A 22,549-nucleotide genomic window follows, 5' to 3' on the forward strand; every position below is an offset into this window, starting at 1 on the left:
CGCGCCGCGGGGGGGTATGGCGGTATCAGTGGTCATGGCTGGCCCCCGACTTCTCGATGTCCGCACGGATCAGGAAGGCGCCCTCGGCGACATATTCGGTGCCCGGTTCCAGCCCGCCCAGTACCTCGGTCCATTCCGGGGTGCGCCGGCCGATCTTGAGCATGCGCACTTCGTATGTGTTGCCCACGCGCGCGAAGACCACCTCGAAGTCGCGGAAACGCTGGATCGCGCCGGTGCGCACGGCCAGCGGCGCTGCCTGTTCACCCACCGCGAAAGACCCTTCCACGCCCATCCCGGCACGGAACGACTGGTTGGCCGATTCCGGCAGGTGGACGTGGGCCATCAGCGTCTGGCTGACGAGGTCCGCGGTCGGCACGATGGCCTCCACCTCGGCCTGAAGGCGGGTGTCGCCGGAAAGGCTGCGCACTTCCACGCGCTGGCCGGCGCGCACGCGTTCGGCATCGCGCGGATAGATGAAGAATTCCGCGTGCAGCTTGTTCGGATCGGCGACGACGAACAGCGGGGTGTCTCCGGTAACCCCGCCGATATTCGAATTCTTCTCGATGATCACGCCGCCGATCGGGGTGGTGACGGAATAGGTGATGAGCGAATGCTGCGATTCCACCCGCGCCAGGACCTGCCCGCGCGACACTTTCTGGCCCAGCTCGCCGCGCATCCAGGTGACGACGCCAGGCAGGCGCGCGCGCACTTCCGCCTTGCCTTCCGGGGTGATCTCGATGCGTCCCGATACGTCGACCATTTCCGCCAGGTCGGCGGGGCCGGCCTTCTCCACCTTCACACCGCCAGCGCGTGCGGCGTCAGCGGAGATGGTCGTGCGGCCTTCGTAGGAGGCATAGGCCCAGCTATGGCTGCGTCCGCCTTCGGACGCCATGACCTTGACGTCGAAGCTATGCGGTTCGCGCACCGCGCCATTGCCCTTGAGGTAATCGCTTTGAGGTGCAAAGGCAAAGCGATCGACCCGCCCGCCAAGACGCTTCAGTTCAACCGATAGCTTGACTTGGGAAGGTGCCACGGGCTTGCCGCCCCGGTAGGCATAGACGTGGAATTCGGGTTCCACGCCGTCTTCGAAGATGGTCACCTCAACGGCGAAATCACCGTCGCGCAGCATTCGCCCGCGATGGGGGCCGCGTTCGAATTCTTCCTCGGCCGCTTCGTGGCCTTCGCCTTCCTCCGTGGGTGTTTCGGGATTGCCGCCGCAGGCGGACAGCAGGGTGACGGCGGCCATGAGGGACAGCGGCAGGCCGGTGCGCAGCAGATATTTCGGGGTCATCAGCGGTTCTCCGCGCTGGAAAGAAGGGAAGCGTAGCGGCCGGTCAGGCGGTCCAGCCGCGCTCCGGCAAGGTGGTAGCGGCGCAGCAGTTCGATCCGGTGCTGGTGCGCCTGGGTGACCACTTCGCGCGCGTTGGCAGCCTCAAGGTAGGTGAAGGCAAGGCCCCCGCGCCGCAGCCCGTCTTGGATCAGCGATACCGAACGGCGGGCGCCGGGCAGCACTTCGCGGTCGATCCGCCCGATCTCGCTCGCCGTCGCTTCGCGGTTGGCGACAAGGCCCGCGATTTCGCGGTCGCGCTCGATGCGCGACACCGCCAGTTCGGCCTCCGCAGCGGTCTGCTCGGCCATGGCGCGTTCGACATTGGCGCGGTTTGCCCGGCGTGTGCCGATCGGGATCGAAGCGCCCACCACCAGAGCCACGTCGCCGTACTGCGCCAGATGCCGCACCGCGCCCTTCAGGGTGAGGTCGGGGGTGCCCTTGCCGTCCTCCATGCGCACGCGCGCGCTGGCGGCATCCCGCTCTGCATTGAGCAGGTCGAGATCAGGCGCTTCCTGCGCCGGTGGACCGACGAGGTTTACCGCCGCCTCGAACTCGGCCTTGTCGAGCGTGAAGTCACCCGCGCCGCCCCAGTAGAGGGCCAGCCGGTCACGCGCGATGCGGGCCGCCTGCACCGCCTGATCGCGGGCGATGCGTGCCTGCGCGGCGTCGGTACGCGCGCGCTGCGCCGCGAACAGCGGGTCGAGCGCGGCCGAAACCCGGCGCTTCACTTCACCCTCTACCGCCTGGGTGGAGCGCAGGTGTTCCTCGGCGACGCCGATGGCGGCCTCGGCGGCAAGGGCATCGACCCAGGCCTCCTCGACCCGCTCCAACAGGTCCAGCGTGCGCAGTCGTCCGCGCTGGTGGATGACGCCCAGTTCGGAACGCGCCGCGTCGATCCGCGAATCGCGCTTTCCCGAACGCTCCAGCGTACGTTCGTACCATAGCGTTGTCTCGGCCATGTTGGCTGGACGGTAAGTGCCAGTGCCGGCGAAATTCTCGGCATCGAAGGCCAGCGCGTCGAGAGGGCGCACCCCGGCCTGGCGCACCCCGGCTTCGGCCGCTTCCATGCGCGCGGCGGTAGCGCTGACGCTGGGATCGGCCTGCGCCGCGCGGGCCAGCACATCGGCAAGGTTCAGGGTCTGGGCCAGCACGTTCGGGCTGGCCGTCAGGAGAAGAAACGCGGCGCCAATAGACAGCCGGCGCGCAGTGCGCACGGCGGCGCACCTCGAAAGGCAAGTGGACATGAAAAGCCCCCGCTAAAAGGCATGTAGAAAAGTCCGCGCCTACAGGCGAAGCGCGGACGGTCAGGCTGCGGAGGGCAAAGTCTTCGGAGGGCGCTCGGGCGCGTGCACGGTCTGGCCGGGAACGGCGGCAACCTGCGGAATGCCGAGCCGCAAAGATGAGGCAGCCATGTCCGCCGACTGCGCGCCATGAAGCGCCGGCAGGCTCGATCCATGATCGGCATGATGATGGTGATGCGCGGGCACGGTGCCTTCGGCGTCGCGCTCGTTTTCGGCCTGCGCTTCGTCGGCGGCGGTATCTATGTGAATATCGGCGCCGTCCAGCGTGACCGCGCCAAGCCCTTCGTGATGGTGCGCGCCGTGCACTTCGCCGGGAATGTCATGCTGGATACGATCCGACGCGCTCACCCCTTGCACCGCAGCCGAAAGCAGTACCAGAAACAGGCACAGCATCACGCAAAGGCGGCTGATGGAAAGGCATGGCGTTACCGTCACATCCATCACGCTATAGCCTCCGCGTGCTCCCCGCAACCCGAACGGCTGTCGCAGCGAAAGAGCGGCATAAAATGACGGGGAGAATCAGCCCCGGATTCCAAGGTTAGCAGCGCATCATGCCGTCATTGCCGCCCAGAGAGGCAGGCCGCGCCTATCCGCCGCCCATCTTCGGCATAAATCCTCCGGCCTTGAGGATAGCTTTTTCAAGGAAGACGGAAGGCTTGAAACCTCCGCATCCGGGAAGCGACGACCATAGGGGGTCCGCCATGAGCACGATGCAGAAATTGCGCGCTCCGCAAAAATTCGGGCTGGCGCCAACCTGCGAGTATGGATAAGCGATGATATAGTATATCACCACACGCCGCTTCGCGCATCGTTCTATAATGCCTCTCGGCCGCCCCCTCCAGGGTGGCCGCCGGCGGGAAGTCCGGTCCCGGCAGGGACTACGAAGGGAATTACGAATGGCATCAGGAACCATAGCCAGCAGCGATTGGCCAGGCGCCGCGCACAAGGACCGAAGCCCGGCCAATCCCGCCGCGGCGCGGACCCGCCTGATTGCGATCGATGCGCTGCGAGGCCTCGTCATGCTGTTCATGCTAGTCGACCATGTGCGTGAAACTTGGTTCCTGCACATGCAGGTCACCGATCCGGTGGACGCCGCCACGGCCGATCCGGCGCTGTTCTTCACCCGCCTGGTATCAACGTTCTGCGCGCCGGTCTTCGTAGCGCTCACCGGCCTGTCCGCCTGGCTCTACGGACAGTCGCATACCAAGGCGGAAGTTTCCGCGTTCCTGCTCAAGCGCGGGCTGTTCCTGATCTTTCTGGAGCTGACCTTCGTCGGCTTTGCATGGACTGCCAAGTTCCCGCCCAGCACGTTCTGGTTGCAGGTCATCTGGTGCATCGGCATCTGCATGATCGCCCTGGCCGCCCTGATCTATCTGCCGCGCGCAGCCATGATCGCCTTCGGCCTCGTCATCGTGTGCGGCCACAACCTGCTCGACGGTATCGTGCTGACGCCGGAGCAACCGTTCTATCCGCTCTGGGCTATCCTGCACCAGCGCGCGATCATCGAGCTTGGCGGCGGCATGATCGCCAAGACCACGTATCCGGTGCTGCCGTGGATCGGCCTGATCGCGCTGGGCTATGCGCTTGGCCCGTGGTTCGCGAAGGGTTCCGACCCGGCCCTGCGTATGCGCCGCCTGACCATGCTGGGCGCTGGACTGATCCTGGGCTTCGTGTTGATCCGCTTCGCCAACGTCTATGGCGACAAGCCCTGGTTTCACGCCGAAACCCCGCTTCGCACGGTGATGAGTTTTCTTGCGCTGACCAAGTACCCCCCTTCGCTGCTGTTCCTGATGCCCACGATCGGGTTCGGGGCGCTGATGATGGCGCTGTTCGAAAAGGTGCAGGATCATAGGACGATGCCGATGCTAGCCATGCTGGGCGGCGCGCCGATGTTCTTCTACCTGCTGCACCTTTATGTCCTCAAGGCGATCTACCTCGTTGCCCTGGCGATCTACGGCGCGAACAAGGGCACGGCGTTTGGCGTGGACAACGTCGCCACCGTGTGGATCTGGGTCGCGCTGCTGGCAGTGCCGCTGTATATTCCCACCCGCTGGTTCGCCGGTCTGAAGCAGCGCCGCAAGGATATCTGGTGGCTGAAATACCTGTGATGCCCGGCCGGGCCGCAGGCCGAAAGGCGGTGTGAGCGGCCCGGCATATTGCGCGCAAATGGGCAGGCATTCACAACATTACGCTGCCCGGACCAACTTTTTCGATGCAATATTCTCGGAAGACCTCATAGTCTTCAACTTACGAACAAAGCGCAGCAAAGCGCTAATAACAAAAATTCGCAGGGAATTCGAACGTTCACGATCCATAGTCGTGCCGAATGGGGAAACTCATCGATCGAATAGGAACGGAATAGACAAGCTCTAATAGTAAAGGGGAATACCATGAGGGCCAGTTCCGTACTCAACCAAATTCTCGCCGTTAGCGTATCTGCTCTTGCGACGATGGCGGCTTCGTCCGTCTCCGCTCAGGAAGCGCCGGAAACCGGCACCGAAGGTAGTGCGATCGTCGTCACCGGCCTGCGCCAGGCCTATATCGGGGATCTGCCCGTGCAGGACATCCCGCAGAACGTGCAAAGCCTGGACGGCACCGTGCTGCAGGGCCTGGGCCTTACCCGCCTCGACACCGCGCTCGACCTTGTCAGCGGCGTCGCGCGGCTGAACAACTTCGGCGGTCTGTGGGACGGCTACGCGATCCGCGGCTTCGCGGGCGATGCCAACAACGTGCCGACCGGCTTCCTCGTCAACGGCTTCAACGCCCGTGGTTTCTCCGGCCCGCGCGACACGTCCAGCGTCGAGCGTATCGACGTCCTGAAGGGATCGACTTCCGCACTGTTCGGGCGCGGCGAACCGGGGGGCACCGTCAACATCGTCACCAAGAAGCCTGAATTCCAGGCCAAGGGCAATCTTCAGGTCCAGGGCGGCAGCTGGAACAGCTACCGCGTCGACGCCGATTACACGACGCCCCTTTCCAACAGCATCGCCGTCCGCATCAACGGCGCCTACGAGAACGCGGACAGCTTCCGCGACACCATCCACTCCGAAAAGATCTTCATCACCCCATCGATCCTGGCCAAGCTGGGCAGTTCGACCACGGTTTCCTACGAGTTGGAATTCGCCTCGCTCAAGGTGCCGTTCGACCGCGGCATTCCGATCTTCAACAACGACTTCACCCGCCTGCCCGCATCGCGCTTTCTGGGTGAGCCGGGCGACGGCCCGATGAAGGCCGACATCCTGGGTCACCAGCTTCAGGTACAGCATGATTTCAGCGACAACTGGAGCATGCTCGCCGGCGTTTCCTATCGCACCACGCACCTGCGCGGCGTTGGCGAAGTGCCTGAACTGGTTGCCGGCCGCCAGCCGTTCCTGCGGCCCGGCCCCACCGCCGGCACCCTGCTTTCGCGCCAGAGCCGCTATCACAACTTCAAGTCGGAAAACCTCATCACCCGCGCCGAACTGACCGGCCACTTCAACGTTGCAGGCATGGCCAATACCCTGGTGATCGGCGCCGACTACGACTACTTCAAGCTGGACCAGGTGCAGACCCGTTTCCGCCCCGCCGCCTACACCGGCCAGCCGAATGCGGCGATCAACGCGATCGACGTGCTCAATCCGGTCTACGGCGCCTATCCTGCGGTCAATTCACGGGCGTCGCTGGTATACGACCGGCTGGAGCAGGACTATTCCTGGGGCGCCTACTTCTACGACCAGATCGACCTCACCTCCTGGCTGAAGGTGCGCGCGGGCGGCCGCTACGACGAATTCCGCCAGGACTTCCTGACGCGCAATAACGGCCTGCTCCTCAAGCAGAAGGTCACCAAGTTCAGCCCGCAGGCCGGCGTGGTGGTCCAGCCGACCGATACGCTGTCCTTCTACGGCAGCTTCGGCAAGGGCTTCCGCCCCAACAACGGCGCAAACGTTCAGAACGAGACTTTCCAGCCTGAATCGTCCAAGTCCTACGAAGTCGGCGCGAAGTACATCTCTCCCGGCAATGGCATCACGGCCACCGTCGCGCTGTTCAGCATGACCAAGACCAACATCCTGACCGCCGATCCGGCCAATTCGGGCTTCGTCATCGCCGTGGGTTCTGCCAAGAGCCGGGGCGTCGAATTCGATCTCAACGCCAAGCTGCCCTACGACTTCAACCTGCTGGTCGTATATGCCTATACCGATGCGTTCTGGACCGCCGAATTCAACGATCCCGATTTCGCGAAGCCGATCCTGCCCGGCGATCCGCTGATCGGCATTCCCAAGCACAGCGGCAACGTGATGCTGACGAAGGACTTCACCATCGGCGATGATCGCAAGGCGACGATCGGCGCCGGGGTCCAGTACATCGACAAGCGTCTGGGCGAAACGGCGACGAACTACTTCCTGCCTTCCGCCACGCTGGTGCGCCTGATCGGTTCGGTGGACGTGACAGACAACATCACCGTCAGCGGCAACGTCGACAACCTGTTCGACAAGCGCTGGTTCTCGAACTCCTACTCGGCGCTCTGGACCTTCCCGGGTGCGCCGCGCAGCTTCTCCGTCCGGGCTAATTACCGCTTCTAGGATTGCCCTCTTGCGCCCATCCTGTGGGTGGGCGCAGGCTCGGCGCGGAGGCATCTTGCCCCCTCGCTTCGTTTACGAAAAGCGAGCACGTATGACTTTCCTGTTTCTGGGCGACATGGGCCGCGCCGCGAAAATGCGCGCCGTCTTCGCCGCCGAAGCGCCCGACATCGCGTTCCATGACCGCGAGACGCCGGGCGATGCGGCCACCGTGCGCTATCTCGCCACCTGGACCCCGCCCGCCGATCTGGCATCGCGCCATCCCGGCCTCGAACTGGTCTTCTCGACCGGCGCGGGGGTGGACCAGTTCGACATGGGCCTGCTGCCGCCGCAGGTCAGCGTGGTGCGCCTCGTCGAAAAGCATCTGATCGACGGCATGGTCGAATACGTCTGCGCCGCCGCCCTCTCGCTCCACCGCGACTTCTTCGCCTATGCCCGCGCGCAGCGGGGAGAGCGCTGGCAGGAACTGCCGGTGCTGCTCGCCCCGCGCCGCCGCATCTCGATCCTGGGGGCGGGCGAACTGGGGCGCGGCGTGATCGCGGGGCTTGCGCCCTTCGGCTTCCCGCTTTCCGCGTGGAGCCGCTCGCCCCGCACCATCGAACACGCGGCACATTATTCGGGAGATGATGGGCTGACGCAGATGCTGGCGGCCACTGACATCCTGGTATGCCTGCTGCCACTGACCGCGCAGACCACCGGCGTTTTGTGCCGTGACCTGTTCGCAAAGCTGCCGCGCGGCGCCTGCCTCATCAATGTCGGCAGGGGCGGCCACCTGGTGGAAAACGACTTGCTCGCCGCGCTGGACGATGGCCAACTGTCGCAGGCCGTGCTGGATGTGACCGCGCCCGAACCGCTGCCTGCCGGCCACCCTTTCTGGCAGCATCCGCGCATTCTGCTGACCCCGCACATCGCCAGCGTCACCGATCCGGCGATGGCCGCGCGCGCCATGATCGCCAACATCCGCCGCCACCGCGAGGGCCTTGCGCCCGAAGGTCTGGTCCGGCGCGACATGGGCTATTGAGCCCCCGGCAGAAAATGCCGACACTACCGCCGGCGAGGCGCCCCGGCGCCAATCCGCGATGCGATCCGACCCACCTTCGAAGCCCACGGCAATCTATGCCGAATGAGACAACAAATGGCACGATATGCGCCGTGATCCACCCCGAGATCGGAGCAAACTTTCGGCAAGGGCGTGCGGTAATCATGGGGTCAGAGCCGGTTCGGCCGGCGCATATTTTTCACTAGGTTATCACTACAAGGGAACGCTTGGATGACATTCCGGCCCAAATATATCAGCTTCGATTGCTATGGTACGCTGACCCGCTTCCACATGTCCGACATGGCGCGCGTGTTCTTCAAGGACACCATCCCCGCCGACAGGATCGAGGCCTTCATCGTCGACTGGGCCCGCTACCGCCTCGACGAGGTGCTGGGCCCCTGGCAGCCCTATAAGGACGTGATCGCCAATTCGGTGGAACGTACCTGCAGGAAGTGGGGCATCGCTTATGACGAAGCCTTCCCGCTGTCGGTCTACGAAGCCGTGCCGACCTGGGGCCCGCACGAAGACGTTCCCGGCGGCCTTTCGCCGATCGGCGACAAGATCCCGCTGGTGATCCTTTCCAACGCCAGCAACGACCAGATCCAGTCCAACGTCGACATGCTGGGCGCACCCTTCCACGCCGTATACACCGCCGAAATGGCGCAGGCCTACAAGCCGCGCATGCAGGCGTTCGAATATATGTTCGACCAGCTCGGCTGCGGCCCGGAAGAGATGATGCACGTCTCCTCCAGCTTCCGCTACGACCACAACACCGCCAAGGACCTGCGTTTCGGCTGCCAGGTCTTCGTCGGGCGCGGTCACGAACCGTCGAGCCCGTTCTACCGCGACATCGAGATCCCGCACATCGGCTGCCTGCCCGCCGTCGTCGGCCTCTGACGCGAATGGCGCAGTCGATGACCCGCCCAAGCCCCCTTTCCTACTGGCTCGCCAGCGCCCCCGCCTTCGATGGCGCGGCCGCCGGTGCGCCCGAAGGCGAAGTGGAGGTCGCGGTCATCGGCGGCGGTTTCACCGGCCTCTCGGCGGCGCTGGCCCTGCGCGAACAGGGCGCCAGCGTCGCCGTGCTGGAAGCCGGACAGGTGATCGGCGAGGCATCGGGCCGCAACGGCGGCCAGTGCAACAACGGCACTCACCAGGATTACGGCGCCCTTGTCGCCAGCCTCGGCCGGGACAAGGCGCAAAGGTTCTACCGCGCCCACGTCGATGCCGTGAACACGGTGGAGCGCGTGACGGCGCATCACGGGATCGACTGTTCGTTCCGCCGCTGCGGTCGCCTCAAGCTTGCCGCCAAGCCCGAGCATTTCGCCAAGATCGAAAGCGCCTATGCGCTGCTCAAGGCGGAAGTGGACCCCCATGTCGAACTGATCGCGCCGGGCGATATCGGCAGCGAAGTCGCATCCTCGCAGTATCACGGCGGCCTGCTCCAGACCACCAGCGCCCAGCTCCACCCCGGCCGTTTCGGCATGGGGCTGGCCCGCGCCGCAGCAGCGGCAGGCGCGGCGATCTATGAAAATTCCCCGGTGACTGGCCTCGAACGCGCCGCAGGCCGCGGCTGGACGGTTACCGCAGGCAGCGGCCATATCCGCGCCCGGCAGGTTCTTGTCGCCACTGGCGGCGCTCCTCCCCAGGCCCCGTTCCGCTGGTTCCAGCGGCGACTGGTGGCCGTTGGCAGCTTCATCATCGCCACCGAGCCGCTGGCACTGGCGCTGGTCGAGCGGCTGTTCCCGAACCGCCGCAACTATGTGACCAGCCGGGTGATGGGCAATTTCTTCCGCCTGACGCAGGACGACCGCCTGATCTTCGGCGGCCGCGCCCGCTTTGCGATCTCGGATTCCAGAAGCGACGCCAAGAGCGGCACGATCCTTGTCGCGGCGATGCGCCGCATGTTCCCCGAACTTGCCGATACCCGCGTCGATCACGTCTGGGGCGGCATGGTCGACCTCACCGCCGACCGCCTGCCCCGCGCGGGCGAGCATGAGGGCCTGTTCTACGCCATGGGCTATAGCGGGCACGGCGTGCAGATGTCGGTCCACATGGGCGGGCAGATGGCGCGCTACATGGGCGGCGATATCGCCGCAAATCCGTGGGAAGACCTCGCCTGGCCCGCCATCCCCGGCCATCTCGGCAAGCCCTGGTTCCTGCCCGCCGTCGGCGCCTGGTACAAGCTGCAGGACATCCTTCACTGATGGAAGACAGCCGCAATCCTTCCCGGGGCCTTTCGCGCCGTACCCTGCTGGGCGCCGCCTTGGGCACAGGCGTGGTCGTCACCGCCGGAGGGCTCCTGCTGCCCGGCGACGGGCCGGTCCGCCGCGCCTTGCGCGAAGCGGCCGAAGGCCCGCCCCGACAGGGCGGCCGCATCCGCGCGGCCTGCATGTCGCTTTCCACCGGCGATACGCTCGATCCGGCGAAAGGGTCGCTTTCCAGCGACTACGTGCGCCACTTCATGCTCTACAACTGCCTGACCGAGCTGGACCGCGACCAGCGCGCGGTGCCCTCGCTGGCGCAGGCCATAGAGAGCAACGACCAGGCCCTGTGGCATATCACCCTGCGCAAGGGCGTGACCTTCCACGACGGCAAGAGCCTTACCTCGGCCGATGTCGTATATTCTCTGCTGCGCCACAAGAACCCGGCGACCGCATCGAAGCTGGCCGCCATCGCCGAACAGTTCACCGCCATCGAGGCCACCGGCCCGCTCACCCTCACCATCCAGCTTGCCGGCCCCAACGCCGATCTGCCGGTGATGCTGGCCCAGTCGCACTTCGCGATCATCGCGGACGGCGAAAAGCGCTTCACCGGCGGCAATGGCACCGGCCCTTACCGGATGACGGCCTTCACGCCGGGCGTGCGCACGCTGGTCCAGCGCAACAGGAACTACTGGAAGCCCGGCAAGCCCTATCTCGACGAGATCGAGCTTATCGGCATCCCCGACGAAGTGAGCCGCGTCAACGCGCTGCTTTCGGGTGACGTGCATATGGTGCTGGCGGTCAACGCCCGCTCCACCCAGCGCATCGCCGGTTCGGCAAGGCATATCGTGCGCGAAACGCCGTCCTCGCTCTATTCGAACCTCATCATGCGGCAGGACCAGCTACCTACGTCCAACCCGCATTTCGTGGCGGGGATAAAGCAGATGATGGACCGCCCGCTCATCAAGCGTGCGCTGTTCCGCGATTATGCGACGATCGCCAACGACCAGCCGATCCCGCCGTTCCACACCTATTACCGCGCCGACCTGCCGCAGACCACGCTGGACCTCGACAAGGCGCGCTGGCACTTCGCCAAGGCCGGGATCGGCACCGCCCGCCTGCCGATCTTCGCCTCCCCGGCGGCGGAAGGGTCGGTCGACATGGCTTCGATCCTGCAGGAATACGGCGCGCGCGCAGGGCTGAATCTGGCGGTCAACCGGGTTCCTGCGGACGGCTACTGGTCCACCCACTGGATGAAGCACCCACTGGGTTTCGGCAACACCAACCCGCGCCCGACCGCCGACCTGATCTTCAGCCTGTTCTACAAGTCCGACGCGGCCTGGAACGAATCCGGGTGGAAGAACCCGCGCTTCGACAGCCTCTTGCTGGAAGCGCGCGGCGAGGCCGACGAGGCGCGCCGCAAGCAACTCTACGGCGAAATGCAGGGGCTGGTGCGCGACCACTGCGGCGTCGGCATCCCGGTCTTCATCAGCCTGCTCGACGGCTACGACCGCCGCCTCAAGGGCTGGTATCCGGTGCCGCTGGGCGGTTTCATGGGCTATGGCTTTGCCGAGCATCTGTGGTGGGAGGACTGATCGCCGTGGCTGCCGCTTCTCAAGGTTCGGGCACCAACAAGGTCCTGCGGATGCTGGCCGGGCGCATCGGCTCCTCGCTGCTGACTCTGTTCCTAGTCTCGCTCGTGGTCTTCGCGATCAGCGACCTGCTGCCCGGCGACGCCGCGCAGGAAGCCCTCGGCCAGACAGCGACGCCTGCCCAGATCACCGCCCTGCGCCATGAAATGGGGCTGGACCGACCGGCCTATGCCCGCTTCGGCGCATGGGTCGCGGCGATGGCGGGCGGCGATGCCGGCAAGTCGCTGGTGGCCGACATGCCGGTTTCCGACCTGATCGCCACGCGCCTGCCCAATTCGCTGCTGCTCGCCGCGCTGACCACGCTGGTGGCGGTGCCCATGGCCCTGCTGATCGGCATTGCCAGCGCGATGAACCGGGGCGGGCGACTGGACCGCGCGCTCAACCTCGTCACCCTTTCGATGGTAGCACTGCCCGAATTCCTGGTGGCGACGCTGGCGGTGCTGATCTTTTCGGTGAAGCTGCGGGTGTTGCCCTCGATCTCGATGCTCCCGGCAGAGGCGACCTGGGGCGCCACCCTGCAGGCGCTGGCGATGCCGATCGTATCGCTGTGCGTCGTCGTGATCGCCCAGATGGCCCGCATGACCCGCGCCGCGATCATCGACCAGTTGGACCGTCCCTATGTGGAAATGGCCCTGCTGAAAGGCGTGTGCCCGCGCCGCATCGTGACCCGGCACATCTTGCCCAATGCCGTGGGGCCGATCGTCAATGCCGTGGCGCTGAGCCTGTCCTACCTGCTGGGCGGCGCCATCATCGTCGAGACCATCTTCAATTATCCGGGCCTCGCCAGCCTGATGGTCAATGCCGTGACCAGCCGCGACATGCCGCTGCTGCAGGCCTGCGCGATGATCTTCTGCGCCGTCTATCTCCTCCTGATGCTGGTCGCGGACCTTACCGCGATCCTCGCCAACCCGAGGCTCCGCAACGCATGACCAAGGGCCACACACTGCGCGCCTCCAGGCGCTGGGCGCGCCGCCTTCCGGTCTCCGGCAAAGTCGGGCTGGGCCTTGTCCTGTTCTGGATCGTGATCGCTCTGCTCGGCCCGCTGCTGGCCCCGCACCCGATCGGCGCTTTCGTCGACCGCGCGGTGTTCGACGGTTCCTCGGGCCGGTTCCTGCTCGGCAGCGACTATCTGGGCCGCGACGTGCTGAGCCGCCTGCTATCCGGCGCACGGTACACGGTGGGGCTGGGCGCGGGCGCGGCGATCATCGCCTGCACCATCGGCACCTCGCTGGCGCTGACGGCGGCGGTGGGACGGCCGTGGATGGACGAGCTGCTGTCACGCTTCATGGACACGGTGATCTCGATCCCGTCCAAGATCCTGGCGCTGGTGATGGTCGCGGCGTTCGGCTCCTCGCTGTGGCTGCTGCTGCTGATCGCCGGGCTGACTTACGTTCCGGGCAATTACCGCATCGCCCGCGCGCTGGCGGTGAACCTTTACCAGATGGACTTCGTCGTCGTCGCCCGCGCCCGCGGCGAAGGGCCGATCCACATCGCCCTGCGCGAAATCCTGCCCAACATGATCCACCCGCTGCTGACCGATTTCGGCCTTCGCTTCATGTTCATCGTGCTGCTGCTTTCGGCGCTGAGCTTCCTCGGCCTTGGCGTGCAGCCGCCTGCCGCCGACCTCGGCTCGCTGGTGCGGGAGAACATTTCCGGCGTCCCGGAAGGCGCATGGGCGATCCTGATGCCCGCCCTTGCCATCGCCACCCTGACGGTGGGGGTCAATCTTCTGATCGATGCGCTTTCGGTGCACGGAAAGCGCGGCTGATGTACGCTTCGGATACACCCCATGTCCGTGTAGAGGGCCTCCAGATCAGCGCGCAAACGCAGGAAGGGCAGCCGATCGTCATCGTCGACAATGTCAGCTTTTCCATCCCGCGCGGCGAAGTTCTGGCGCTGATCGGCGAATCCGGTTCGGGCAAGACCACTATCGCCCTCTCGCTGCTGGGCCACGTCCGCCCCGGCGCGGCGATCACCGCTGGGCGCATCCAGGTGGGCGACGCCGAGATCACCGCGCTTGCGCAGCCAGCGCTGCGCGCCCTGCGCGGCCACCACATTGCCTATGTGGCGCAAAGCGCCGCGGCCGCCTTCAACCCCTCGCGCACGCTGATGGACCAGGTGATCGAGCCCGCGCTGATCCACGGCGCGATGACCCGCGCCGCAGCGCAGGCCAAGGCGGTGGACCTGTTCCGCGCCCTTGCGCTGCCCAATCCCGAGACCATCGGCCAGCGCTATGCCCACCAGCTTTCCGGCGGCCAGTTGCAGCGCCTGATGGCGGCCATGGCGCTCATCACCGACCCCGAACTGGTCATCCTCGACGAGCCGACCACCGCGCTCGACGTGACCACCCAGATCGGCGTGCTGCAAGCCTTCCGCCGCGTCGTGCGCGATCTTGGCACCACCGCCGTCTATGTCAGCCACGACCTTGCCGTGGTGGCGCAGATGGCCGACCACATCGTGGTACTGAACAAGGGACAAGTGCGCGAGGCCGGGACCACCGACCAGATCCTCAACGCCCCGGCGGACGATTATACCCGCACGCTGATGGCCGCCGCCCGCCCCTCGCGCAAGGCCGAGGCCGGGGTTTCGCGCGCCACGCCGATCCCGCTGCTGGAAGTACGCGGCCTCACCGCCGGATATGGCCGGATCGACAGTCAGGGCAATCCGGCAATCCCGGTCCTGCGCGATATCTCGCTGACCCTGCAGCGCGGCGAAATCCTGGGCGTCATCGGCGAATCCGGCTCGGGCAAATCGACGCTGGCGCGCGCCATCGCCGGCCTAGTCCCGCCCGCGCGCGGGGAAGTGCTGCTTGACGGCGGCGTCCTGCCCAAAGGCCTCGACGGCCGCAGCCGGGAAGAATTCTGCCGCATCCAGACGGTGTTCCAGAACGCCGACGTGGCGCTGAACCCTGCGCATACCGTGGGCCAGATCCTGAAGCGCCCGCTCGCCTTCTACCACCGCCTCAGGGGCGCGGAAGCGGATGCGCGGGTGGACGACCTGCTCGACCGTATCCGCCTGCCGCGCAGCCTTGCAGATCGCCGCTGCACCGACCTTTCCGGCGGGCAGAAACAGCGCGTCAACCTTGCCCGCGCGCTGGCCGCGGACCCCGAGGTGATCCTGTGCGATGAGGTCACATCCGCGCTCGACACCGTGGTCGGCGCGGCGATCCTCGATCTGCTGGCCGAACTTCGCCGGGATCTGGGCATCGCGATGATCTTCATCAGCCACGATATCTCCACCGTGCGCGCCATCTGCGACGAGATAATGGTGCTTTACCTCGGCGACGTGGCCGATCAGGGGCCGTGCCGCTCCTTCGCGCGGGCGCCCTATCACCCCTATACCGACATGCTGATCTCCTCCGTGCCCGAAATGCGGCCCGGCTGGCTGCCTGACGGCGCAGGCTGCGTGCCCCTGCCGCCTGTCACCCCGGCTACCGGGGTCGACCTCTGCCGCTTCCTGCCACGCTGCACCTTGCGCGTCGCGGGTACGTGCGACACCCATTTCCCGCCCCGCAGAACGCTGGCCGCCGGGAACGACGTGCTATGCCATCTGGGCGAGGACGCGCTGGCATCCGCCCAATATGCCGCGCGGGAACCGGCATGAGCGGCCGCTTCGTCCGCCTCGGCGAAACCGGCCGCGCCGCTGTTTCATTCCACGTCGATGCCCGGCCAGTCAGCGCGCTGGAAGGCGATACGCTGATGGTGGCCATGCTGACGAGCGGCGACCGGCTGCGACAATCGGAATTCGGCGACGGCGCCCGCTCGGGCTTTTGCCTGATGGCCGCCTGCCAGGACTGCTGGGTCTGGACCGAGGACGGCACGAAACTGCGCGCCTGCTCCACCCCGGCGGCAGAGGGATTAAGGATCGTGACAACCGAACCGGGGGCGACATGGCTCAACCATCCATAGTCGTCGTGGGCGCCGGACCGGCCGGAGTACGCGCCGCGCAGACGCTGGTCGCGGCGGGCATCCGCCCCGTCGTGATCGACGAAGGCCGCCGTGCGGGCGGCCAGATCTATCGCCGCCAGCCCGAAGGCTTCACCCGCAGTCACGAAGCTCTCTACGGCACCGAAGCCAAGCGGGCGCGGGACATTCACCAGACGTTCGACGCGATGATCCCGCACATCGACTATCGCCCCGAAACCCTCGTTTGGCACATTTCGGGCGGACAGGTCTGGACAGTCGGCGCGGACGGGGCGCACCGGTCGATACCCTATGACGGGCTGATCCTGTGCACCGGCGCTACCGACCGGGTGATGCCGGTGAAGGGCTGGAACCACGCGGGCACCTACAGCCTGGGCGCAGCGCAGATCGCGCTCAAGGCGCAGGCCTGCGCGATCGGCAGCAAAGTGGTGTTCCTCGGCTCCGGCCCGCTGCTCTACCTCGTCGCGCAGCAGTATGTGAAGGCGGGAGCGAACGTGGCGGCGGTTCTGAACACCGCGCCCGCCTCCGCCCGGATCGCAGCGCTGCCCAGACTGGCGGCGCAGCCCGGCGCGTTGTGGAATGGCGTGATGTTGACCATCGCCCTGAAGCGCGCCGGCGTAGCGATGCACCACGGCGTCACCCCGATCGAGATCGAGGGCGACGCGCAAAACGGGGTGAGCGCCGTAGCCGTCCGCCTCGCAAACGGGCGCGAGATGCGCTTCGACTGCGATGCCGTGGGCATGGGCCATCACTTGCGCCCGGAAACCCAGTTGGCCGACCTTGCCCGCTGCGAATTCGCCTTCGATCCCGCCGTGCGCCAGTGGCTGCCGGTCCGCGATGCGGATGGGCGCGCCTCGGTGCCGGGTGTCTATCTGGGCGGCGACGGCGCGCGTATTCTCGGCGCCCGTTCTGCCGAGGCCAGCGGCACGCTCGCCGCGCTCACCGCGCTGGGCGATTTCGGCCTGCCCATCGTGGCGGGCGAGCGGCAGAAGCTGCGCCGCGCCATCGCCGGGTACGACCGCTTCGCCAAGGGACTGGCGCAGGCATTCCCCTGGCCGGTCGCCCAGGCAGCCGCGCTGCCCGGCGATGCCATCGTCTGCCGCTGCGAAAGCATCTCGGCGGGAGATCTGCGCGCCGTCGTCAATGAAACGGGCGCGCGCGAAGCCAACCGCGCCAAGGCGCTCAGCCGCGTCGGCATGGGCCGCTGCCAGGGCCGCTACTGCGGCCTCGCCGCCGCCGAGGTCATCGCCGCCGAGGCGGGCATGCCCATCGAAACAGTCGGCCGCCTGCGCGGCGCGGCGCCGGTAAAGCCGGTCGCCTTCTGCACCGCGAACGAACCCGAGGCCCCCGCCGCATGACCGCGCCGCATCAGTCAGACGTGCTCATCATCGGCGGCGGCATCATGGGCTGCGCCTCGGCGTTCTTCCTGCGCCAACGCGGACTGTCGGTAACGCTGCTGGAGACCGACCTGGTCGGCCGGCAGGCCAGCGGCACCAACTTCGGCAATGTTCGCAGGCAGGGCCGCCCGCTCTACCAGTTGCCCCTCGCCAACCGCTCCATCGCCATCTGGCGCAATGCCCGCGAACTGCTCGGCAGCGACGTCGAGTATCTCCAGCGCGGGCACATGCGCGTGTGCTACCGCGACAAGCCTGAAATCGCGGCGAAGATGGAAAGCTACGCGCTGGATGCCGGCCAGGCCGACCTCGATCTGGAAATGCTGTCGGGCAATACGCTGCGCAGCCGTTTCCCGTTCCTCGGCCCGGAAGTGCTGGCGGCATCGCTTTCCGCCCAGTGCGGCCATGCCAACCCGCGCCTCACCGGCCCCGCCTTCGCCCGCGCGGCAGAGCGGCTGGGCGCGGTGATCCACGAAAACTGCAAGGCCGTCAGCGCCGAAAAGGACGGCGGCGATTTCCATGTGCGCACTGCGGACGGCCGCGAATTTCGCGCACCCACGCTGCTGGTGACCGCCGGGGCATGGGCCAGGACTTTCGTCGAAGGATTCGGCGAGACGGTCCCCCTCACCTCGCGCGGGCCGAACATGTGCGTAACCGAGCCGCTGCCTTACGCGATCGGCCCGTCCATCGGCGTGGCGACGCCCGATACGGTGGAATCGGTCTATTTCCGGCAGGTGGAGCGCGGCAATCTGGTGATCGGCGGCAGCATGCAGAACCAGACCTTCCCGGACGACTACCGCGTCTACATCGACCCCGCCAACAGCCTGGGTCAATGGCGCCAGATGCAGCGCCTGTTTCCCGCCATCGGCCGGGTGAACATCATCCGCACCTGGAGCGGCATCGAAAGCTACCTGCCGGACGATCAGCCGGTGATGGGGCCCAGCGGCGCCGTCAGCGGGCTGTTCTACGCCTTCGGCTTTTGCGGCGCGGGCTTCCAGCTTGGCCCCGGCGTAGGCGAAACGATGGCCGAACTGATCGCTACCGGCGCGACCGCGATCGACCTTTCGCACTACCGTATCGGCAGGTTCGCGCAAAACTGATTGGTCGTCCCGGAACAGGTCCGGGACGACACCCAACTCACAACTGGATCAGCGCGGCCTTGCTCTTGAGGTTCGCGGCATAAGCCTCGCGCCCCAGATCCTTGCCGATGCCGGACTGCTTGAAGCCCCCGGTCGGCAGCATGAAATCATTGCTGCGGCCATAGCGGTTCACCCAGACCGTCCCGGCCTCCAGCGCCCGCGTCGCACGCAGCGCCCGGTCGAGGTTGCCGGTGTGGACGCCCGCCGCAAGGCCATAAGCGCTGTCGTTGGCGAGGGCATAGGCCTCCTCCTCGTCCGCGAAGGTCTGCACGGTCAGCACCGGGCCGAAGATTTCGCCCTGCACCGCCTCGCTGTCCTGCGCCAAGCCGGTAAGCAGGGTGGGCAGGTAATAGCTGCCCTGCTGCGGCGCGGGAGCGCGGCGGCCGCCGGTCACGGCCTCTCCGCCAGCCGCCAGCGCGCGCGACACGGTCCCGTCGATCTGGCCAAGCTGCTTTTCGGAGATGATCGGGCCCATCGTGGTGGCATCGTCCCAGGTCGCGCCCATGCGGTGCGCCTCGAAGGCGGCGACGATCCGGCCGACCACTTCCTCGGCCACCTTGTCCTGCACCAGCAGGCGCGATCCGGCGACGCAGACCTGTCCGCTGTTGAGCGTGATCGCCCGCGCCACTGTGGCAGCGGCCTGGCCCAGATCTTTGGAATCGGCAAAGACGATCTGCGGGCTTTTGCCGCCCAGTTCCAGCGTCACCGGCTTGGGTCCGGTCTCGGCACAGGCGCGCATGATGGCGATGCCGGTCGCGGTCGATCCGGTGAAGCTGACCTTCGAGACGCGCGGATGACGGCACAGCGGATCGCCGACCGAGAGGCCATCGCCCTGCACTACGTTGAACACGCCCGCCGGCAGGCCCGCCTCGATCGCCAGTTCCGCCACGCGCACGATGCTGAACGGCGTGAGTTCCGAAGGCTTGAGCACCACCGAATTGCCCGCCGCGATGGCAGGGGCGATCTTCCATGCAGCCATGACCAGCGGCAGGTTCCACGGCGCCACCGCCGCCACCACGCCGTAAGGCTCGGTGATGGTCATGCCCAGCTTGTCAGGCGTGGTGGCCACAACCTCGCCGCCCATCTTGTCCGCGAATTCGGCGAAGAAGCGCAGGCATTCGGCGGTGTAGCTCAAATCCCAGGCCAGGATTTCGCCGATGGTGCGCGTCGATCCCACCGCTTCCAGCGGGGCGAGGCGGGCGGCATCGGCCTCGATCAGATCGGCCCAGCGGCGCATCACCTTCATGCGGGCGCGCGGATCGGTGCTGGCCCAGCCGCTGGTCTTGAAGGCGCTAAAGGCATTTTCTACCGCGGCATCGACCTGCCCGGCGCCGGCACTGTCAAGCGCGGCATAGACATTGGCGTCGGACGGGCGGCGAACGTCCATCGCCATGCCATCGCCCACCAGACGGCGGCCCGCGACGAAGTTGTTGGCGGCCTCGGCGCCGATCAGGAGGGGGTTGAAGCTGTTCATGCGGCGCTCCCTTGGGTGATTCCAACCCCGGATATACGGTCCGCCGCGCGGCATTTAGCGTTTCCCCGCGATACGCTCCGCGATAATGTTCTGAATTAATTCGGAAGGCGGCACCTTATTCCAGCAGGCAGATTCTACTGTCAGGCCAATCGCCTCCTCCACGTGGAGGAGGCTGCACGCCGTTCTGGAGGAACAAGGAAATGGCAACAGGCCTGAAAAAGGCCGTTCAGCTGAGGGCCATGGGGCCGGACGACCTGTCCGCCGCTTATGAGCTTTCGCGCGAACAGCAATGGCCGCACCGGGAGAAGGACTGGGATCGCATGCTCGATCTCGGCCAGGGCGTAATCGCCGAAAGCGAAGGCAGGATCGTCGGCACCACGATGTGGTGGACCTTTGGCGAGGATGTCGCCTCGATCGGCATGGTCATTGTATCGAAGGACGTGCAGGGCCAGGGCCTGGGCCGCCAGCTGATGAACGCCGCGCTCGAGCAGATCGGCGAACGAACCGTTCTTCTCAACGCCACCGCCGAGGGGCTGAACCTCTACCGCGCGCTTGGTTTCGAGACGGTGGGTTCGGTCTACCAGCATCAGGGCGCGGCCTTCTCCGTGCCGATCCCCGAACTGATCCCGAACGAGCGCGTGGCGCCGATGAAGGCGGGCGAAATCTCCGACATCGTAGAACTGGACCGCCACGCTACCGGGCTGAACCGGGGCCGCGCGGTCGAATACCTTTGCAGCTATACCCAAGGCGTCGTGCTCAACCGTGATGGCAATCAGGCGGGCTACGCGCTGTTCCGCCGCTTCGGCCGGGGATATGCCATCGGGCCGACCGTAGCGCCGGATATCGGCGGGGCAAAAGCGCTGATATCGCACTGGCTGGGATCTAACGCCGGCATGTTCTGCCGCCTCGATGTTCCGGACGACAGCGGCCTTTCGGGCTGGCTCGATGAAATGGGCCTGCCCTGCGTCGGGCGGGTAACGCGCATGTGCCGGGGCACGGCGCCGCAGGCGGGCGTGCTGGCGCGCACGTTCTCGCTCATCAACCAGGCTCTGGGGTGACGGGATCATCATGATTGCAGGACTGAAGGACCCGGGCCTTTTCCGGGAAGCCGCGTTCATCGGCGGCGAATGGGTGCAGGGCGGCAGCGGCGCGACCCTTGCTGTCGACGATCCGGCAACGGGAACGGTGATCGGAACCGTGCCTGACCTGGACATGGACGACACCGAAGCCGCCATTACCGCCGCACAGGGCGCTTTCGGCCCATGGCGTGCCCGCACTGCCGGGGATCGCTCCGCCATGCTGGAGCGCTGGCACGCGCTGGTGCTGGAAAACGTCGGCGATCTTGCCCGGATCATGACCGCCGAACAGGGCAAGCCGCTGGCCGAGGCGGAAGGCGAAATCCGCTATGCCGCGACCTTCATCAAGTGGTTCGCCGAAGAAGGCCGCCGCGCCTCCGGCCATGACGTGCTGGGGCCGGAAGCCAATCGCCGCGTGCTGGTGATGAAGGAGCCGGTGGGCGTGTCCGTGGCCATCACGCCGTGGAACTTCCCCGCCGCGATGATCACCCGCAAATGCGCCCCGGCCCTTGCCGCGGGGTGCCCGGTGATCGTCAAGCCTTCCGAACTCACCCCCTACACCGCCCTTGCCTTGGCCCGCCTTGCCGAGATGGCCGGCTTCCCCAAGGGGACGATCAACGTGCTGACCGGCCGCCCGGCCGCGATCGGCGGCGCGCTGACCGCCAGCCCAACGGTGCGCAAGCTGTCGTTCACCGGCTCAACCCGGGTGGGCAGCCTGCTGCTGCGCCAGTGCGCCGACACGGTGAAGCGAACCAGCATGGAGCTGGGCGGCAATGCCCCGCTGATCGTGTTCGACGACGCCGATATCGACGTTGCCGTCGCCAGCACGATGATCAGCAAGTTCCGCAATTCCGGCCAGACCTGCGTCTGCGCCAACCGCATTCTGGTGCAGGACAGCGTCTACGATGCTTTCGCCGAAAAGCTCGCCAAGGCAGTGTCCGCCTTGCGCGTCGGCCCCGGCGACCAGCCCGGCACCACCATCGGCCCGCTCATCAACGCCGCCGCCGCCGAGAAGGTGAAGGCCCATATCGACGATGCGCTGAGCAAGGGCGCGGCGCTGTTCGCCAGCGGCGCGAACGACATGACCTTCGATCGCTTCGCCGCGCCCGTGGTTTTGACAGATGCCGCCCCGTCCATGCTGCTGGCGAGTGAGGAAACCTTCGGACCCGTGGCCCCGCTCTTCCGCTTCACGCACGAGGAACAGGCGATCGAGATGGCCAACGCCACCGAATACGGCCTTGCCAGCTACTTCTACACCGAGAACCTGCACCGCGCCTTTCGCGTGGCTGAAAGGCTGGAGGCCGGCATGGTCGCGCTCAACACCGGCTCGATCGCGATGGAAATGGCGCCTTTCGGCGGCGTCAAGATGTCGGGCCTGGGGCGCGAAGGCGGCCGCGCCGGCATTGAGGAATATCTGGAATCCAAGGCCTTCCATATCGCTGGCCTCAAACTCTGACGGGACTT

Annotated in this window: 18 protein-coding genes; 14 read left to right on the forward strand and 4 right to left on the reverse strand. The window is 66.4% G+C overall.

The window, feature by feature from the left end; translation table 11 throughout:
- Window positions 1-25: 25 nt before the first annotated feature.
- The 3 genes from TQ38_RS17380 to TQ38_RS17390 form a co-directional block, all read right to left on the reverse strand.
- Complete coding sequence (locus TQ38_RS17380) at window positions 26-1,291, reverse strand: efflux RND transporter periplasmic adaptor subunit (RefSeq protein WP_043974967.1); 1,266 nt, start codon at window positions 1,289-1,291, stop codon at window positions 26-28.
- Window positions 1,291-2,544 (reverse strand): TolC family protein, encoded by a 1,254-nt coding sequence (locus TQ38_RS17385; RefSeq protein WP_043974968.1) that lies wholly within the window; start codon window positions 2,542-2,544, stop codon window positions 1,291-1,293. Before TQ38_RS17385 ends, TQ38_RS17380 begins: the two co-directional genes overlap by 1 nt.
- 90 nt (window positions 2,545-2,634) lie before the next feature.
- Window positions 2,635-3,075 (reverse strand): hypothetical protein, encoded by a 441-nt coding sequence (locus TQ38_RS17390; RefSeq protein WP_162792277.1) that lies wholly within the window; start codon window positions 3,073-3,075, stop codon window positions 2,635-2,637.
- Window positions 3,076-3,527: 452 nt separating this feature from the next.
- Between TQ38_RS17390 and TQ38_RS17400 the strand changes: the two genes are divergently transcribed.
- The 12 genes from TQ38_RS17400 to TQ38_RS17455 all read left to right on the forward strand — a co-directional run bounded on the left by TQ38_RS17400 (window position 3,528) and on the right by TQ38_RS17455 (window position 18,496).
- Window positions 3,528-4,739, forward strand: coding sequence for a DUF1624 domain-containing protein (locus TQ38_RS17400; protein ID WP_052505674.1), 1,212 nt, complete (start codon window positions 3,528-3,530; stop codon window positions 4,737-4,739).
- A 282-nt stretch (window positions 4,740-5,021) separates the two neighbouring features.
- Window positions 5,022-7,190, forward strand: a complete 2,169-nt coding sequence (locus TQ38_RS17405; protein ID WP_043974974.1) for a TonB-dependent siderophore receptor — start codon at window positions 5,022-5,024, stop codon at window positions 7,188-7,190.
- A gap of 91 nt (window positions 7,191-7,281) precedes the next feature.
- Window positions 7,282-8,208 carry a glyoxylate/hydroxypyruvate reductase A gene (locus TQ38_RS17410; RefSeq protein ID WP_043974976.1) on the forward strand — a complete coding sequence of 309 codons (927 nt, stop codon included), beginning with the start codon at window positions 7,282-7,284 and terminating at the stop codon, window positions 8,206-8,208.
- Window positions 8,209-8,457: 249 nt separating this feature from the next.
- Window positions 8,458-9,123: a haloacid dehalogenase type II gene (locus TQ38_RS17415; protein ID WP_043974979.1), complete on the forward strand. Its 666-nt coding sequence runs from the start codon at window positions 8,458-8,460 to the stop codon at window positions 9,121-9,123.
- A 17-nt stretch (window positions 9,124-9,140) separates the two neighbouring features.
- Window positions 9,141-10,430 (forward strand): FAD-binding oxidoreductase, encoded by a 1,290-nt coding sequence (locus TQ38_RS17420; protein WP_043974982.1) that lies wholly within the window; start codon window positions 9,141-9,143, stop codon window positions 10,428-10,430.
- On the forward strand, window positions 10,430-12,022 hold the full coding sequence (locus tag TQ38_RS17425; RefSeq protein WP_043974985.1) for an ABC transporter substrate-binding protein: 1,593 nt from the start codon (window positions 10,430-10,432) through the stop codon (window positions 12,020-12,022). The genes TQ38_RS17420 and TQ38_RS17425 overlap by 1 nt, the downstream gene beginning before the upstream one ends.
- Window positions 12,023-12,027: 5 nt before the next feature.
- On the forward strand, window positions 12,028-13,008 hold the full coding sequence (locus TQ38_RS17430; protein WP_240198120.1) for an ABC transporter permease: 981 nt from the start codon (window positions 12,028-12,030) through the stop codon (window positions 13,006-13,008).
- Window positions 13,005-13,847 carry an ABC transporter permease gene (locus TQ38_RS17435; protein ID WP_043974987.1) on the forward strand — a complete coding sequence of 281 codons (843 nt, stop codon included), beginning with the start codon at window positions 13,005-13,007 and terminating at the stop codon, window positions 13,845-13,847. Before TQ38_RS17430 ends, TQ38_RS17435 begins: the two co-directional genes overlap by 4 nt.
- Window positions 13,847-15,682 (forward strand): ABC transporter ATP-binding protein, encoded by a 1,836-nt coding sequence (locus TQ38_RS17440; protein WP_043974990.1) that lies wholly within the window; start codon window positions 13,847-13,849, stop codon window positions 15,680-15,682. Before TQ38_RS17435 ends, TQ38_RS17440 begins: the two co-directional genes overlap by 1 nt.
- Window positions 15,679-15,987 (forward strand): (2Fe-2S)-binding protein, encoded by a 309-nt coding sequence (locus TQ38_RS17445; protein ID WP_043974994.1) that lies wholly within the window; start codon window positions 15,679-15,681, stop codon window positions 15,985-15,987. Before TQ38_RS17440 ends, TQ38_RS17445 begins: the two co-directional genes overlap by 4 nt.
- Window positions 15,969-17,360 (forward strand): NAD(P)/FAD-dependent oxidoreductase, encoded by a 1,392-nt coding sequence (locus TQ38_RS17450; protein WP_043974996.1) that lies wholly within the window; start codon window positions 15,969-15,971, stop codon window positions 17,358-17,360. Before TQ38_RS17445 ends, TQ38_RS17450 begins: the two co-directional genes overlap by 19 nt.
- The gene (locus TQ38_RS17455) at window positions 17,357-18,496 is read left to right on the forward strand and encodes an FAD-binding oxidoreductase (protein WP_043974998.1); all 1,140 of its coding nucleotides are present in this window, start codon (window positions 17,357-17,359) and stop codon (window positions 18,494-18,496) included. Before TQ38_RS17450 ends, TQ38_RS17455 begins: the two co-directional genes overlap by 4 nt.
- A 37-nt stretch (window positions 18,497-18,533) precedes the next feature.
- Here TQ38_RS17455 and TQ38_RS17460 read toward each other — a convergent pair whose 3' ends face one another.
- Entirely contained in the window at window positions 18,534-20,009 is a 1,476-nt protein-coding gene (locus TQ38_RS17460; protein WP_043974999.1) for an aldehyde dehydrogenase, read from the reverse strand.
- A gap of 200 nt (window positions 20,010-20,209) precedes the next feature.
- On the opposite strand from TQ38_RS17460, the gene TQ38_RS17465 reads away from it, so the two are divergent.
- Both TQ38_RS17465 and TQ38_RS17470 read left to right on the forward strand, forming a co-directional pair.
- A complete protein-coding gene (locus tag TQ38_RS17465; protein WP_043975001.1) occupies window positions 20,210-21,067 on the forward strand; it encodes a GNAT family N-acetyltransferase in 858 nt (285 codons plus the stop codon).
- A 10-nt stretch (window positions 21,068-21,077) separates the two neighbouring features.
- The gene (locus TQ38_RS17470) at window positions 21,078-22,541 is read left to right on the forward strand and encodes an NAD-dependent succinate-semialdehyde dehydrogenase (RefSeq protein ID WP_043975002.1); all 1,464 of its coding nucleotides are present in this window, start codon (window positions 21,078-21,080) and stop codon (window positions 22,539-22,541) included.
- Window positions 22,542-22,549 lie beyond the last annotated feature (8 nt).

This window comes from Novosphingobium sp. P6W, assembly GCF_000876675.2.
Classification (GTDB): Bacteria; Pseudomonadota; Alphaproteobacteria; order Sphingomonadales; family Sphingomonadaceae; genus Novosphingobium.

Bases quoted from the DNA above. Each gene is read 5' to 3' on its own strand.
- TQ38_RS17440 (WP_043974990.1), top strand. From the start codon at position 13,847: ATGTACGCTTCGGATACACCCCATGTCCGTGTAGAGGGCCTCCAGATC.
- TQ38_RS17435 (WP_043974987.1), top strand. From the start codon at position 13,005: ATGACCAAGGGCCACACACTGCGCGCCTCCAGGCGCTGGGCGCGCCGC.
- TQ38_RS17410 (WP_043974976.1), top strand. From the start codon at position 7,282: ATGACTTTCCTGTTTCTGGGCGACATGGGCCGCGCCGCGAAAATGCGC.
- TQ38_RS17450 (WP_043974996.1), top strand. From the start codon at position 15,969: ATGGCTCAACCATCCATAGTCGTCGTGGGCGCCGGACCGGCCGGAGTA.
- TQ38_RS17425 (WP_043974985.1), top strand. From the start codon at position 10,430: ATGGAAGACAGCCGCAATCCTTCCCGGGGCCTTTCGCGCCGTACCCTG.
- TQ38_RS17455 (WP_043974998.1), top strand. From the start codon at position 17,357: ATGACCGCGCCGCATCAGTCAGACGTGCTCATCATCGGCGGCGGCATC.
- TQ38_RS17415 (WP_043974979.1), top strand. From the start codon at position 8,458: ATGACATTCCGGCCCAAATATATCAGCTTCGATTGCTATGGTACGCTG.
- TQ38_RS17405 (WP_043974974.1), top strand. From the start codon at position 5,022: ATGAGGGCCAGTTCCGTACTCAACCAAATTCTCGCCGTTAGCGTATCT.
- TQ38_RS17445 (WP_043974994.1), top strand. From the start codon at position 15,679: ATGAGCGGCCGCTTCGTCCGCCTCGGCGAAACCGGCCGCGCCGCTGTT.
- TQ38_RS17460 (WP_043974999.1), bottom strand. From the start codon at position 20,009: ATGAACAGCTTCAACCCCCTCCTGATCGGCGCCGAGGCCGCCAACAAC.
- TQ38_RS17400 (WP_052505674.1), top strand. From the start codon at position 3,528: ATGGCATCAGGAACCATAGCCAGCAGCGATTGGCCAGGCGCCGCGCAC.
- TQ38_RS17465 (WP_043975001.1), top strand. From the start codon at position 20,210: ATGGCAACAGGCCTGAAAAAGGCCGTTCAGCTGAGGGCCATGGGGCCG.
- TQ38_RS17420 (WP_043974982.1), top strand. From the start codon at position 9,141: ATGACCCGCCCAAGCCCCCTTTCCTACTGGCTCGCCAGCGCCCCCGCC.
- TQ38_RS17380 (WP_043974967.1), bottom strand. From the start codon at position 1,291: ATGACCCCGAAATATCTGCTGCGCACCGGCCTGCCGCTGTCCCTCATG.
- TQ38_RS17470 (WP_043975002.1), top strand. From the start codon at position 21,078: ATGATTGCAGGACTGAAGGACCCGGGCCTTTTCCGGGAAGCCGCGTTC.